Origin of the sequence: Methylobacterium sp. 1030 (genome assembly GCF_040544715.1) — a bacterium.
Taxonomy (GTDB): Bacteria; Pseudomonadota; Alphaproteobacteria; order Rhizobiales; family Beijerinckiaceae; genus Methylobacterium.
Genome location: NZ_JBEPKM010000001.1, coordinates 247048 through 261089 on the forward strand (window position 1 = coordinate 247048; position 14042 = coordinate 261089).

The 14042-nt window shown below is 72.3% G+C and carries 15 protein-coding genes; 7 read left to right on the plus strand and 8 right to left on the minus strand.

The window, feature by feature from the left end:
- Position 1: 1 nt before the first annotated feature.
- Complete coding sequence (locus tag ABIC30_RS01170) at positions 2-1420, minus strand: cytochrome ubiquinol oxidase subunit I (protein WP_091676122.1); 1419 nt, start codon at positions 1418-1420, stop codon at positions 2-4.
- A gap of 258 nt (positions 1421-1678) precedes the next feature.
- Between ABIC30_RS01170 and ABIC30_RS01175 the strand changes: the two genes are divergently transcribed.
- Positions 1679-2899 (plus strand): pyridoxal phosphate-dependent aminotransferase, encoded by a 1221-nt coding sequence (locus tag ABIC30_RS01175; RefSeq protein ID WP_091977879.1) that lies wholly within the window; start codon positions 1679-1681, stop codon positions 2897-2899.
- A gap of 16 nt (positions 2900-2915) precedes the next feature.
- Here the strand turns inward: ABIC30_RS01175 and ABIC30_RS01180 are convergent, their stop codons facing one another.
- Positions 2916-3842: a dihydrodipicolinate synthase family protein gene (locus ABIC30_RS01180; RefSeq protein WP_234081892.1), complete on the minus strand. Its 927-nt coding sequence runs from the start codon at positions 3840-3842 to the stop codon at positions 2916-2918.
- A 235-nt stretch (positions 3843-4077) separates the two neighbouring features.
- Here ABIC30_RS01180 and ABIC30_RS01185 point away from each other — a divergent pair, with 235 nt between their 5' ends.
- The 3 genes from ABIC30_RS01185 to ABIC30_RS01195 all read left to right on the plus strand — a co-directional run bounded on the left by ABIC30_RS01185 (position 4078) and on the right by ABIC30_RS01195 (position 6394).
- On the plus strand, positions 4078-4863 hold the full coding sequence (locus ABIC30_RS01185; RefSeq protein WP_103984621.1) for an amino acid ABC transporter substrate-binding protein: 786 nt from the start codon (positions 4078-4080) through the stop codon (positions 4861-4863).
- A gap of 92 nt (positions 4864-4955) precedes the next feature.
- Entirely contained in the window at positions 4956-5636 is a 681-nt protein-coding gene (locus tag ABIC30_RS01190) for an amino acid ABC transporter permease (protein WP_091926432.1), read from the plus strand.
- Positions 5633-6394, plus strand: coding sequence for an amino acid ABC transporter ATP-binding protein (locus tag ABIC30_RS01195; RefSeq protein WP_091926431.1), 762 nt, complete (start codon positions 5633-5635; stop codon positions 6392-6394). Before ABIC30_RS01190 ends, ABIC30_RS01195 begins: the two co-directional genes overlap by 4 nt.
- Positions 6395-6440: 46 nt before the next feature.
- Here the strand turns inward: ABIC30_RS01195 and ABIC30_RS01200 are convergent, their stop codons facing one another.
- The 3 genes from ABIC30_RS01200 to ABIC30_RS01210 form a co-directional block, all read right to left on the minus strand.
- Positions 6441-6596 (minus strand): hypothetical protein, encoded by a 156-nt coding sequence (locus tag ABIC30_RS01200; protein ID WP_170862939.1) that lies wholly within the window; start codon positions 6594-6596, stop codon positions 6441-6443.
- Positions 6593-7066 carry a DUF2243 domain-containing protein gene (locus ABIC30_RS01205; RefSeq protein WP_354453684.1) on the minus strand — a complete coding sequence of 158 codons (474 nt, stop codon included), beginning with the start codon at positions 7064-7066 and terminating at the stop codon, positions 6593-6595. Before ABIC30_RS01205 ends, ABIC30_RS01200 begins: the two co-directional genes overlap by 4 nt.
- A 155-nt stretch (positions 7067-7221) precedes the next feature.
- Positions 7222-9231: an OPT family oligopeptide transporter gene (locus tag ABIC30_RS01210; protein ID WP_354453686.1), complete on the minus strand. Its 2010-nt coding sequence runs from the start codon at positions 9229-9231 to the stop codon at positions 7222-7224.
- Positions 9232-9447: 216 nt separating this feature from the next.
- On the opposite strand from ABIC30_RS01210, the gene ABIC30_RS01215 reads away from it, so the two are divergent.
- Positions 9448-9897, plus strand: coding sequence for a DMT family transporter (locus ABIC30_RS01215; RefSeq protein ID WP_100251595.1), 450 nt, complete (start codon positions 9448-9450; stop codon positions 9895-9897).
- A gap of 43 nt (positions 9898-9940) precedes the next feature.
- Entirely contained in the window at positions 9941-10384 is a 444-nt protein-coding gene (locus tag ABIC30_RS01220) for a DMT family transporter (RefSeq protein WP_100251594.1), read from the plus strand.
- 16 nt (positions 10385-10400) lie between these two features.
- On the opposite strand, the gene ABIC30_RS01225 is transcribed toward ABIC30_RS01220, so the two are convergent.
- Positions 10401-11129, minus strand: a complete 729-nt coding sequence (locus ABIC30_RS01225; RefSeq protein ID WP_354453689.1) for an SDR family oxidoreductase — start codon at positions 11127-11129, stop codon at positions 10401-10403.
- A 205-nt stretch (positions 11130-11334) separates the two neighbouring features.
- Between ABIC30_RS01225 and ABIC30_RS01230 the strand changes: the two genes are divergently transcribed.
- Positions 11335-11559, plus strand: coding sequence for a hypothetical protein (locus ABIC30_RS01230; RefSeq protein ID WP_020090971.1), 225 nt, complete (start codon positions 11335-11337; stop codon positions 11557-11559).
- A 70-nt stretch (positions 11560-11629) separates the two neighbouring features.
- Here ABIC30_RS01230 and egtD read toward each other — a convergent pair whose 3' ends face one another.
- Entirely contained in the window at positions 11630-12589 is a 960-nt protein-coding gene (gene egtD, locus ABIC30_RS01235; RefSeq protein WP_020090972.1) for an L-histidine N(alpha)-methyltransferase, read from the minus strand.
- Positions 12586-13560 (minus strand): methyltransferase, encoded by a 975-nt coding sequence (locus ABIC30_RS01240; RefSeq protein ID WP_026604593.1) that lies wholly within the window; start codon positions 13558-13560, stop codon positions 12586-12588. Before ABIC30_RS01240 ends, egtD begins: the two co-directional genes overlap by 4 nt.
- Positions 13561-14042: the final 482 nt, after the last annotated feature.

A 14042-nucleotide genomic window follows, 5' to 3' on the forward strand; every position in this document is an offset into this window, starting at 1 on the left:
CTCACTCGGCCGGCTGGAGGTGGCGGTCGGGATCGATCGCCGGGGCGGGCGTGATGCCCGCCGTCCGGATCGGCGCGCCGGGCTCGATCCCGCTCTCGCCGGCATGCGGGGGCTGGCCCATCAGGCGCAGCATGTAGCCGGTGCCCATGGCGAAGACCGCGAAGTAGATCACCACGAAGGCGGTGAGCGAGGCCGCCACCGCCGGCGCGTGCAGCGGCGAGGCCGACTGCGCCGTGCGCAGCAGTCCGTAGACCGTGTAGGGCTGGCGCCCGACCTCAGTGGTGATCCAGCCGGCCAGCACCGCCACGAAGCCCGCCGGGCCCATGGCCACCGCGAAGCGGTGCAGGGGGCGCCACGCGTAGAGGGTGCCGCGCCAGCGGGCGAGGAGGCTGAGGGCGCCCAGGAGCAGCATCAGCATGCCGAGGCCGACCATGATGCGGAACGACCAGAACACGATCGGCACGGGCGGCCATTCCGACCGCGGCAGGCTGTCGAGCCCCTTCAGGGGCGCGTCGAGGGCGTGCTTCAGCACCAGCGAGGACAGCTTCGGGATCTCGACCGCGTAGCGCACCGTCCCGGCCTCCTGGTCGGGCAGGCCGAACAGCACCAGCGGCGCGCCGTCCGGGTGGCTCTGGAAGTGCCCCTCCATGGCCATGACCTTCGCGGGCTGGTGCTCCAGCGTGTTGAGGCCGTGCGCGTCACCCGCGAGGATCTGGACCGGCGCGACCAGGGCGGCCATCCACATCGCCATCGAGAACATCGTCCGGGCCGCCGGGTTGGCCCGGTCGCGCAGCAGGTGCCACGCGCCGACCGCGCCCACCACCAGGGCCGTCGTCAAGTAGGCGGCCAGGACCATGTGCACGAGGCGGTACGGGAAGGACGGGTTGAACACGATCGCCCACCAGTCCAGCGGCACGAACTGGCCCTCGGCATTCGTGCCGTAGCCCGCCGGCGTCTGCATCCACGAGTTCACCGCCAGGATCCAGAACGCCGAGAAGCAGGTCCCGACCGCCACCATCAGCGTCGCCGCGAAGTGCAGCCGCGGCCCGACCTTGCGCATCCCGAACAGCATCACGCCGAGGAAGCCCGCCTCCAGGAAGAAGGCCGAGAGCACCTCGTAGGCCATCATCGGGCCCAGCACCGGGCCGGTCTTGTCGGAGAAGACCGACCAGTTCGTGCCGAACTGGTAGGACATCACCAGCCCCGACACGACGCCCATCGCGAAGGCGATGGCGAAGATTTTGAGCCAGTACTTGAACAGATCCATGAAGACCTGGCGCCCGGTGGCGAGCCAGAGCCCTTCCAGAACGGCGAGGAAGCTCGCGAGGCCGATCGAGAAGGCCGGGAACACGATGTGGAAGGCGACCGTGAACCCGAACTGGATGCGGGCGAGGATCAAGGGATCGAGGTTGGCGAGCACGTCGTGCCTCCGGCTCTGTGCGCGACTCGGCGTATAGCAATTTCAGAAATTTCTGAAAAGTCAAAACATCCTGTGTCGCCGATGCGGCGCCCTGGCCATGCGCCGGCGTCCGGGGTCGGTCCGGCCTCGGGGTCTGGACGTCCGCGCCCGAACGCGTCAGGGTCTCGGCATTCCCTACAGGTCGGGACCACGCGGGCCCCTGGACGCGCGCCGCGCGACGGGACGCCGCGTCCCGACGCACGGAGAGCACGCGCCGCCATGGCCGACACCCTCGTCTCCGCCGCGCCCGTCGATCTCGCCGCCGCGCTGTCGGCGCGCATCCGCGGCATCGGCACGAGCCAGATCGGCCTCGTGGCGGATCGCGGGCGGGACGACCCGGAGGTGGTGAAACTGTGGATTGGCGAGGGCGACCTGCCGACGCCGCCTTTCATCGTCGAGGCCGCGCACCGGGCGATGCTCGACGGGCACACCCGCTACACCACGTCGCTGGGGCTGCCGGCGCTGCGGGCGGCGCTCGGCGCCTACCACGCCCGCCACTGGGGCGTGGAGATCCCGCCGGACCGGTTCGGCGTCACGGCGGGTGGCATGAACGCGATCATGCAGGCGGCCCAGGTGCTGCTGGAGCCGGGCGACGAGATGATCATCCCCTCCCCGGCCTGGCCCAACCTCGGCGAGGCGGTCCGCATCGCCGGCGGCGTGCCCGTGACGGTGCCGTATCGCCGCCTGCCGGACGGGCGCTTCGCGCTGCCGCTCGCCGACATCGCGGCGGCGATCACACCGCGCACCCGGGTGATCATGGTGAACTCGCCCTCGAACCCGACGGGCTGGACCATGCCGCTCGCCGAGATGACGGCCCTGCGCGACCTCGCCCGGGAGCGCGGCCTCTGGATCCTCTCGGACGAGGTCTATGCCCACTTCACCTACGGCAACCGGATCGCGCCGTCCTTCCTGCAGATCTGCACGGAGGACGACCGGCTGATCGTGACCAACACCTTCTCGAAGAACTGGGCGATGACCGGCTGGCGGGCCGGCTGGGTGATCTATCCCCGCGGCCTCGCACCGACCTTCGCCAAGCTCGGGCAGTACAGCACCACCTCGATCCCGACCTTCGTCCAGCACGCCTGCATCGCGGCCCTCGAGGAGGGCGACGGCTTCATCCGCACGATGGTGGATCGCTGCGCCGAGGCCCGGGCGATCCTGGTGGAAGGGCTGTCGCGCCTGCCGGGCGTCACGGTCGCGCCGCCGGACGGGGCCTTCTACCTCATGGCCCGGATGGGCGGCGACGAGCCGAGCCTCGACCTGGCGCTGCGCCTGCTGCGGGAGGCCAAGGTCGGCGTGGCGCCCGGCACCGCCTTCGGACCCGAGGGCGAGGGCCTGGTGCGGATGTGCTTCGCCATCAGCCCGGACCTGGCGCGGGAGGCGGTGCGCCGGCTCGCGGGCGTGCTCGGGACCCGGGCGCCGGCCGCGGCGGCGCACTGAGTCGGGCGGAGGCGGCTCAGCGGCCCCAGCGCAGGACCAGCGCGTCGTTCCGCCGGGCGAGCTCGATCAGGCCGGCCCGCGTCGCCGGGTGCAGGGGCTGGATCGGCAGCCGCGCGGTCTCGCTCGCGATCACCCCGCCCTCGGCCATGAGCGCCTTGCAGGCGAGCAGGCCGCACTGCCGGTTCTCGTAGTTGATCAGCGGCAGCCAGCGCGCGTAGGCGTCCATCGCCTCCTCCCGGCGCCCGGCCGCGTAGGCGTCGGTGATCTGGCGGATGCCGTCCGGGTAGCCGCCGCCGGTCATCGCACCCGTCGCGCCGGCGTCGAGGTCGGCCATCAGGGTGATCGCCTCCTCGCCGTCCCAGGGGCCCACGACCGCGTCGCCGCCGAGCGCGATCAGCTCGCGGAGCTTGGCCGCGGCGCCAGCGGTCTCGATCTTGAAGTAGGCGACGTTCGCGATCTCCCGGGCCATGCGCGCCAGGAGCGGTGCCGACAGCGGCGTGCCGGCCACCGGCGCGTCCTGGATCATGATCGGGATCGCGATCGCGTCCGAGACCGCGCGGAAGAAGTCGACGATGCCGAGCTCCGGCACGCGGATCGTGGCGCCGTGATAGGGCGGCATGACCATCACCATCGCGGCGCCGGCCTCCTGGGCGCGGCGCGAGCGCTCGGCGCAGACCTGCGTGGCGAAGTGCGTCGTCGTCACGATCACCGGCACGCGGCCGGCCACGTGGTCCAGCACGGCGTGCATCACCCGCTCGCGCTCGTCGTCGGTGAGGACGAACTGCTCGGAGAAGTTCGCCAGGATGCACAGCCCCTGGCTGCCGGCGTCGATCATGAAGTCGACGGCCCGGCGCTGCCCGTCGAGGTCGAGGGCGCCCGCGGCGTCGAAGACCGTGGGGGCGACCGGAAAGACGCCGCGATAGGCGGGGACGGACGAGGTCATGCGCGGTCCTTCTGCCGGGATCGCGCATCCCGGCGGACGACCGTGTCCGCGGGCGGGATCCGGCCGCCTCTTAGCACGCGGCCTCGATCCTGGCGCGTTCGGGGCACGCAACGCGCTGTCGACAAGCCCGCCAACTTTCCTGTACGGCCGAGATCTTCTTTGCTTTGTCCATCGACAGCCGAGATCGGGCGCGGCGGCCGCACGAGAACGGCGTTTTCTTTTCGGAGCTACTGTAATGCGATTCTTCTCTGCGAGCCGCGTCGCGGCTCTCGTCGCGGCGACGCTCCTCGGCGCAATCGCCGGCGCGCCCGCGCGGGCCGACGATCTCGACGCGATTCGCGCCGCCAAGACCCTGCGCATCGGCACCGAGGGCACCTACGCGCCCTTCACGTTCCACGACGCGTCCGGGCAGCTCGTCGGCTTCGACGTCGAGATCGGCCGCAAGGTCGCCGAGCAGCTGGGCGTCGCGCCGCAATTCCTCGAGGGCAAGTGGGACGGGCTGATCGCCGGGCTCGACGGCAAGCGCTACGACGTGGTGATCAACCAGGTCGGCATCACCAAGGAGCGGCAGGCGAAGTTCGACTTCTCCGAGCCCTACATCCGCGCGCGGGCCGTGCTGATCACCCGGGCGGACCGGTCCGACATCAAGTCCTTCGCGGATCTCAAGGGCAAGAAGGCCGCCCAGAGCCTCTCCAGCAACTTCGCGCGCCTCGCCGAGCAGTCCGGCGCCGAGCTCGTCGGGACGGACGGCTTCGACCAGTCGATCCAGCTCGTCCTCACCGGCCGCGCCGACGCCACCGTCAACGACAGCCTGTCGTTCCTGGACTTCCACAAGCAGAAGCCGAACGCCCCCGTGAAGATCGCCGCCGAGCAGGCCGACGCGGACGCCTCCGGGATCATCATGCGCAAGAACAACCCGGCGCTGAAGGCGGCGATCGACAAGGCGCTGGAGGCGATCAAGGCCGACGGCAGCTACGCGGCGATCGCCCAGAAGTACTTCGGGGCCGACGTCTCCAAGTAGACCGTCCGCAGAGGGCCCGCCCGGACGGATCCCGCCCGGGCGCCGCCCCGTACAGCCCCACGCTTCGATCGCCCGGTAGGAGACGCCGCCCCGTGCCGCACTGGCTCGACCTCATGCTCCAGTCGCTGGGGCCGCTGCTCGCGGCCGGACTGCGCTTCACCGTGCCGCTGACGCTCATCACCTTCGTGCTGGGCCTCGCGCTGGGGCTCGGGACCGCCCTCGTGCGCCTGTTCGCGCCCCGGCCCCTGGCGGCCCTGGCGTGGTTCTACGTGTGGATCTTCCGGGGCACGCCGCTCCTCGTGCAGCTGTTCGTGATCTTCTACGGCCTGCCGAGCGCCGGCATCCTGATCGACGCCTTCCCGGCCGCCGTGATCGGGTTCACCCTCAACGTCGGCGCCTACACGTCGGAGATCGTCCGCGCCGCCATCGCCTCCATACCGAAGGGCCAGTGGGAGGCGGCCTACGCCACCGGCATGACGCCGGTCCAGGCCCTGCGCCGCACGATCCTGCCCCAGGCGGCGCGGGTGGCGGTGCCGTCGCTCGCCAACTCCTTCATCGCGCTGGTGAAGGACACCTCGCTCGCGGCCGCCATCACGGTGCCGGAGCTGTTCCAGGCGGCCCAGCGCATCGTCGCCGTCACCTACGAGCCGCTGATCCTCTACATCGAGGTGGCGCTGATCTACCTCGTCCTGTCGACGCTCCTGTCCTGGCTCCAGACGCTGCTGGAGCGGCGCCTCGGGCGCTACGGCGGCTACCTGGAGGCCCGCGCGTGATCGCCCTGTCGGCCATCGAGAAGCGCTTCGGCGACAACCCGGTCCTGCGGGGCGTCGACCTCGCGGTGCCGGAGGGGCGGGTCACGGCGCTGATCGGCCCCTCGGGCTCGGGCAAGTCGACGCTCCTGCGCTGCGCGAACCTGCTGGAGGTCCCGCAGGCCGGGACGCTGACCCTCGGCGACATACGCCTCACCTTCCGGCCCGGTAGCCCGCCGGCGCGGCGCGACGTGCTCGCCGTGCGCCGGCAGACCGGCATGGTGTTTCAGAACTTCCAGCTCTTCCCCCACCGGACCGTGATGGAGAACGTCACCGAGGGGCTCGTCACCGTCGGCAAGTGGCCGCAGGACCGGGCGCGGGCGCGCGCCCTGGAGCTGCTGGAGCGCGTCGGCCTCGCCCACAAGGCCGCGGACTGGCCCGCCAGCCTGTCGGGCGGCCAGCAGCAGCGGGTGGCGATCGCCCGGGCGCTGGCCCCCTCCCCGCGCCTGCTGCTCTGCGACGAGCCGACCTCGGCCCTCGACCCGGAACTCGCCGCCGAGGTGGTGGACGTGCTCGCCGGCCTCGCGAACGCGGGCACGACCATGCTGATGGCGACCCACGACCTGCGCCTCGCGCGGCGCGTCGCCGACACGGTGGTGTTCCTGGAAGGGGGGCATATCGTCGAGCAGGGCGCGGCCGCCGACGTCTTCGCCCGGCCGGCCGACCCGCGCACCCGCCGGTTCGTCCGGACGCTGCTCGGCGAGGCGGCCGAAGGGGCGTGAAAAGTGGCCTGAGAAGGGGCCTACGGAACGGGCCGGGACGCGGGATTCAGCGCGTCAGGCAGCGGAGCGTGAGAAGATCCTCGACGGTGAGCGCGGTCCCGAAGACCAGGGGCCGCCAGGCCGGCAGGGTGGCGAGGCTCAGGCCGGCCGCCAGGGCGAGCCAGGGCAGGACCGGGCTCAGGCCGGGACCGGCGGCCCTCACGCGGGATTCCGCGCCAGCGACGCCTCCTCGCCCTTGCCGACCACCACGAGGCCCAGGCCCGCGGCCAGCATGGCGCCGCCCCAGAGCAGGAAGCCGATGTCCCAGTAGAGCCACTGCTCCGGCGGTGCCCGCTCGTTGACGTGGTGCACGCCGAGGATCTCGTGGTCGATCAGGCCCTCGACGAGGTTGAACAGGCCCCAGCCGATCAGGAGCGACCCGGCGAGCAGCTTGCTGGACCAGAAGAGGTGCGTGCGGTGCGCGGCGCGCCAGAGGAGGAACAGCCCGAGGACCACGAAGACGTAGGTCGCGCTGTGGAAGAGGCCGTCCCAGCGGGTGTTCAGCTCGAGGTTCGGGATCGTGTCGATCGGGTACCAGCTGCTCAGCATGTGGTGCCATTGCAGGATCTGGTGCAGCACGATCCCGTCGAAGAAGCCGCCGAGGCCGAGCCCGAACAGGATGCCGGCGCTCACGGGGAAGACGCGCTCCCGGGTGTCGGCCGCTCTCTCAACCGCCCTATCAGCCGCTCTGTCAGCCACTCTCATGCGCAACTCCGGCGTGGCGGAGGCCGCGGCCGCGCGGGCGACGGCGTCCTGTGGGGAACCCGCCCGGGGCGCCGGCGGATCCGTCACGCCTCCCGCGGGACCGCTTCCGGTCGCGAGACCATCCGCAGGTAGACGGCGAGCCCCGCCAGGAAGACCGCGAGGCCGAGCCCGGTGGCGTAGGGCGCGAAATCCTTGCCGGCCACGGCGATCGCCGAGCTGTGGCCCGCCAGGAGGTCGGTGCCGGCGAGCAGCACGCCCACGAAGCTCTCGCCGACGAGGAACCCGGACGCGAGGAGGACACCCCGGCGGCGGGCGGTGCCGACCGCCTTGTCGGCCTTCGCGTCGCCCTTCGCGCCGACCCGGGCGCGCAGCCGGCGCTCGGCGACCCAGCCGAGGATGCCGCCGATGGCGATCGTCATCTCCACCGAGAGCGGCAGGTACATGCCGATGCCGACCGTCAGGGCCGGGAAGGTGAGGTCGCGCCGCTTCAGCCACGTCTCGGCCGCCACCAGGACCACCCCGAGCCCGGCGCCGATCAGCACCATGGTCCAGGGCAACTCGCCGTGCGTGATGCCGTTGGCGATCTGGGTCATCAGGGCCGCCTGGGGCGCCGGCATGGCGCTCCCCGCGTCCTGCCCGTCCCGCGCGGGGGCACCGACGAAGCCGTAGGCCTCGTAGAGCAGCGACAGGAGCGGGGCGATCACCACGGCGCCGACCCCGACGCCGAGGATGAGCGCGACCTGCTGGTGCCAGGGCGTGGCGCCCAGCACCTGCCCGGTCTTCAGGTCCTGCAGGTTGTCGTTGGCGATCGACGAGGTGGTGATGATGACCGACGTCAGCAGCAGCGCCATGCCGGTGACGAACCGGTCTCCCTCGGGCCCGGCAGAATGCCCCAGGACCAGGGGCAGGAGCAGCGCGGTCGCCATCGTGGTCAGGATGCCGATCCCCGAGATCGGGCTCGACGAGGAGCCCAGCAGGCCCGCGAGGTAGCCGCAGGCCGCCGCCATCAGGAAGCCGAACAGGACGGTGAACAGGGTGGCGGCCACCGCCAGCACGATCGTAAGGCCGCCGAGTTCGGCGGCCCCGGCGAAGGCCCAGAACAGCAGCGCGAGCGGCACGCACAGGCCCAGGGTCGCGGCGGCCACCCAGGTGATCGGCAGGTCGCGGTCCTCGCGCGGGTGATCCTTGCCGAGACCGCCGCTGCCCGACAGGGCGGCGCGGATGCTCCCGAGGATCGGGCGCGCCAGCGAGCCCACGGTCCAGAGCCCGCCCACCGCGATGATCCCGGCGCCCATGAGGCGCACTTGGCCCGACCAGACCGCCTCGGCGGCCGCGCCCGCCGACTTGGCGGGATCGGGCGACAGGGCGGTGAGAATCGGGACCGCGATCCCCCAGGCGATCAGGACGCCGGTCAGCAGCGCGAGGCAGGCGCCGATGCCCACGAGGTAGCCGACGCCGACCAGCGCCAGCGAGAAGCCGGTCCCGGTGCGGAACACCGCGCCGCCGAGGCTGACCGCGCCGTTGAGCCCCTCGCCCAGGACCTTCAGCCCCGTGGTGGCGAGCCCGATCGTCCCGGCGGCTGCGGCGGCCCCGAGCAGGTCCCGCAGGCCGTGGCCGCCCTGCTCCTCGTGGCCGGTCCTGAGCACCTCCGCGGCGGCGATGCCCTCGGGATAGGGGAGATCGCTGCCCGACACGAGCGCGCGGCGGAGCGGGATCGAGAAGGCGACGCCGAGCAGGCCGCCCAGCAGGCAGACCGCCGTGGTCTGCCAGAACGGGAAGCCGTGCCAGTGGCCGACGAGGACGAGCCCGGGAAGCGCCAGGATGACGTTGCACAGGGTGCCGGCCGCCGAGGCCTGCGTCTGCACGATGTTGTTCTCGAGGATGCCGGCGCCGCCCATCAGCCGGAACGCGCCCATCGAGATCATCGCGGCCGGGATCGAGGACGAGAACGTCATCCCGGTCTTCAGGCCCATGTAGAGGTTGGCGGCCATGAACACGACCGTGATGGCCGCGCCGAGCGCGATCCCCCGCAGGGTCAGCTCGGCCTGACGGTCCTGCGTCGTCGGCGTGATCGTCGGGCTGCGGGCGTCCATCGTCCACTCGGGCTGCGACAGGCACAGCACGCGAGGGGCCGGAAACGTTCCCGCGCCGCGCCCGGCCCGCCCGGCCTCACCCTGCCCCGCCCCGCCCTGGGGCGATGTGTCCCGGCGCCGACCGGGCCTGTGATGCAGTCACCCGGCGCGGCGGCGGGTTTGGCAGCAGACCGCCCCGTCCGGGTGCGATCCGCTCCTCGTCGGGAAGGCGCCGCCTTGTCCAAGTGGTATCTCTACGGCATCGCCCTCGTGGCCGGCGTCGCGAACGCCATCGAGCCGGGCCAGAACGCCACGCTGGCGAAGGTCACGGGGCAGCCGATGCTGGCCGGCCTGTTCTGCTTCGGCCTCGCGATCGTCTGCTTCCTCGCCGCGATGGCCGTCGCCCGGCTGCGCGGCCGCTCCCAGGCCGAAGCGGCCACGCCCGTGCCCTGGTGGGCTTGGCCGGGCGGCGTGCTCGGGGCGGCAGTCGTCCTGGCGCAGCTCTACATCTCCGAGAAAGTCGGCGCGGCGCCGTTCCTGGGCTGCGTGATCACCGCGGGCGTGGTCGGCTCGATCCTCCTCGACCATCACGGCCTCGTGGGCTTCGCGCGCCACCGCGCCGGGCGCTGGCGCATCCTCGGCGGCGCGCTGATGGTCGCGGGCGTCGCCCTCGTGGCGGCGTTCTGACGGACCCGTCGATCCGAACGCCTCGCACCCTCAGGATCCCAGCATGCTCTTCCTGTACGGCTTCGCGCTGCTCGCGGGCATCGCCACCGCGATCGAACCGGGCCAGAACGCGGGCCTCGCCAAGTCCCTCGCGCGGCCGCTGCTCGCCGGCGTGGTGAGCCTCGTCGTCAGCGTCGCGGCGATCTGCGTCGCCATGCTGGTGACGGGGCAGTACGGGTGGCCGTCGCTGGAACGCCTCGCGCAGGTGCCCTGGTGGGCGTGGCTCGGCGGCGTGATGAGCGCGGGCCTGACGATGGCGCAGCTCTCCGTCTCCGCGCGGATCGGGGCCGCCACCTTTCTCGGACTGATCGTGACGGCGGGCGTCGTCACGTCGATCCTGCTCGACCATTTCGGCCTCGTGGGCTTCAAGGTCCACGAGGCCGGCCTGTGGCGCATCCTCGGCGGCGCCCTGATGATAGGCGGCGTGGCGCTGGTCGCCCGGTTCTGAGGCCCGCCCCGCCGGATCAGATCGTCCAGCCGCCGTCGATCACGACGGCTTGGCCGGTCGTGTAGGTCGCGCCCGCGAGGTAGACGGCGAGGTCGGCGATCTCCTCGGGCGTGCCGAGCCGGCCGATCGGCTGGCGCGCGATGAAGGCCGCGCGGGTCTGCTCGTAGTCGCCCTGCTGGCGGATGCGCTCCTGCAGCGACGGGCTCTCCACCGTGCCGGGGCAGATGGCGTTGCAGCGGATGTTGTGGCCGACATAGTCGGCGGCCACCGCCTTGGTCAGGCCGATCACCGCCGCCTTCGTCACCCCGTAGGCGAAGCGGTTGGGCACGCCCTTCACCGAGGAGGCCACCGAGGCCATGTTGACGATGGCGCCGTCGCGGCGCTCCAGCATGCCGGGCAGGACCGCCCGGATCGTGCGGATCATCGCCTTGACGTTGAGGTCGAGGGCGAAGTCGAGCTCGTCGTCGCGCATCTCCAGGATGGTGCCGGCGTGGACGGTGCCGGCGCAGTTGAACAGGATGTCGACCGCGCCGATGCGCGCGACCAGGGCCCCGACCGCCTCCGCGTCCAGCACGTCGAGGGTCGCGGTGCTGAGGTTGTCGGCGCGCAGGTCGGCGAGGGCGTCCGCGTTGATGTCGGTGGCGTGGACCCGCGCCCCGGCGCGGGCGAAGGCGAGCGCGCTGGCGCGCCCGATCCCCTGACCCGCCGCCGTGACCAGGACCGTCTTTCCAGAAAGATCTGCCATTGCTCGCTCCAGCAGGCTGCGCGGCGCCGCGCGGGCGTCCGGACCGGGCCGCGCCCGGCGGGGCCGCCGATCAGGCCCGGTGGGCCCGGCCGAGCGGCCCATCCTTGTAGGTTCTGACCGCGCCGGGCTCCAGGCCCGATCGCGTCGGATCCGCGGCCGCTGTTCCGGCGTTCTCCCGGCGTCACCGTACCTAAGGAGGATCGCCGTGGGGCTCGCCGCCTTCGTCTTCTTCGTCGTCCCGTGGATGGCCGTCGCGATCTGGATGTCGATGCGGCCGTCCGGCGCGCGCCTCGGCACTCCGTCCGCCCCCTGGCGCCCGCTGACGGATTACCCGCCGCCGGCCCGGGACCAGCGGCAGGCCGGCGAGACGCGGAGCATGGAGTCGGGCTCCGCCCACGACGGCAAGCACGCGCCGATCGAGGCCGTCTAGAGCGCCCGCCGCCGGATCAACTACTGGCCCGGCGCGCGCGAGCGTGTCGGGAGAAGAGTTCCGCGCCGAGTCAGGCCTCCGCCTGCAGCAGGTGGAGGTTGAAATCTCCGCCGTCCCCCGTCCACAGGGCGCGGGGCTGCCAGCCGCTCTCGGCCGCGAGCGCCCGGAAGGCGTCCGCCGGGTACTTGTGCGACGTGTCGGTCCGGACGCTCTCCCCCGCCGCGAACGCGATGGTCCGGTCGCCCAGCCGGTAGCTCGCCGGCCGGGTCGCGACGAGGTGGGCCTCGACCCGCAGCGGGTCCGGGCAGATCCGCACGGCGTGCCGAAAATTGTCGCTGTCGAAATCGGCGCCGAGTTCCCGGTTCAGCCGCATCAGGATGTTGCGGTGGAACGCGGCCATGAGGCCGTCGGCGCGCCCGTAGGCGCGCTGCAGGCGATCCGGGTCGGCGGTGCCGTCCGCGCCGACGAGGAAGAGGCTCGGCCCGAGCGTGGCGCGCGCGCGCTCGAGGAACTGCCGGGCCCCGCGCGGGTCGAAGTTGCCGATGCTCGTTCCCGGATAGAAGCCCAGGATGCCCCCCGGCCCGGCACCTCGCGGCAGCTGGACCGGCTGCGAGTAGTCGGCGCAGACCGGGATCATCGGGATGCCGGGGTAATCGGCGGCGAGCCGCCGGATCGCGGCCTCCAGGTACGCCCCGGAGATGTCGATCGCCACGTAGGCCGCCGGTTCGGGCAGCGCGTCGAGGAGCGTGCGGATCTTGCGGCTCGCGCCGCTGCCGAACTCGACGACGGTCACCCCCGGCGTCACCCGGCGCGCCACGTCTGCGGCGACCTGCGGCAGGACGGTCATCTCCTGCGCGGTCGGGTAGTAGTCGGCGCTGTGGCAGATCCTGTCGAACAGGTCCGAGCCGGTCTCGTCCCAGAGATACTTTCCCGGCAGCGTCTTCGGCTCGGCGGAGAGGCCCGCGAGGGCGTCCCGGAGGAAGGTGTCGGTCGAGCTGTCGGTCGAGCTGTCGGTCATGCTGTCGGTCATGGCCGGGTCACCGGGCGCGTGGCGGTCAGGACGACGAGGGCGAGCCGCTCGACCGCGTCGTAGGCGGGCGTCGCGAGTTCCTCGCCGTACGCGTCCGGATCGAACTCGCGGTAGGTCCAGTCCAGCCCGGCCCAGCCGCAGAGGTCGGCCACGGCGTCGCGGAACGGGTCCGCCCCGTCGACGATGGCCGCGCCGGTGAACAGGACGAGGCTGCCGCCGGGCGCGAGCCGCCCGGCCGCCTGCTCGGCCACCGCGAGCGGAAGCCCGGCCCCGAGGGGGCCGCCGCCGTGCCGGTAGGCCCGTTCCGCCGTGTCGATCATGAAGGGCGGGTTGGACACGATGAGGTCGAACGGGCCCTCGACGTCGCGCAGCAGGTCGCTGCGGCGGACATCGACCCCGTCGGTCCCGGCGAGCCGGGCGTTGACGCGCGCCGCCCGCATGGCCGCCGGGTTGATGTCCACGAGCACCACCTCGGCGCCCGGTGCCCGCTTGGCGACGCAGATCCCGGCCGCACCCGAGCCGCAGCCGATATCGACCGCGCGCCGCACCGGCCGCGACCGCGCCTCGAGATGCGCGATCACCCCCGCGGCGAAGCGCATCGTGTCGGGACCGAAGAACACCGCGTCGGCCGCGCTCGGGGGATACGCGGAATGGGCGAACAGCTCGCCGTCGAGGCTGGAGACGCGCAGCGTCGGCCGCAGCAGCGGGCCGTCCTCGATCACGGCGCCGGCCGCCCGCATCAGGCGCAGGATCGGCTCCGGGACCAGGTCGGCGCGGAACGGCCGGCTCCAACCGAACACGTCGCGCAGGCTGCGCGCCTCGGCGTGCCGCGGCCGGGCGTTGACGTGGGCGTGGGTGGCCGGAGTCACGGTGGTGAAGGTGTAGCCGGTCTCGCGCAGGGCGCGCGCCAGCGCCAGCACCGCCTCCTCGTCCGCGGGAAACGGAGCGGCAGTCGAAACGGAACGCGTCATCGGTCGGCCCTCAGCTGTCCATCCGGTGCATCACGAAGGCGCACGACGCGCGACCGGCGGCGACCTGGCGGACGTCCCCGGTCGAACAGCACCGCGAAGCTCCGGAACAGGCCCGGCTGCGCGCGGTACCGCGCGGTACCGACAGAGGAAGGCGAGCAGGGCCAGGTAGATGCGGGCGTCGTCCAGGCCCGATGAAGTCCCGGAACCGCGCGGCGACGGGATGGTGATCGTCATACGTGGGAAGCTGCATCGGAGCGTCGGTTCACACCACCGGTAGCCGGCGCGCGCACCCCCGCCCGACCGGCCGCGGTGTCGTCCCGACTCGAATGCCCGGAGAACCGGAAGCCGCAGGCGTTGTTCCCTGCGCAATACGCGCAGATCGGCCCCTGATCTATGTTAATCCCGGATTTCAAACATCTTGTTTTGGTTTAATACTCACATGATGTAGATCGACACACGGAATGACCGATGATCGGGCCCAC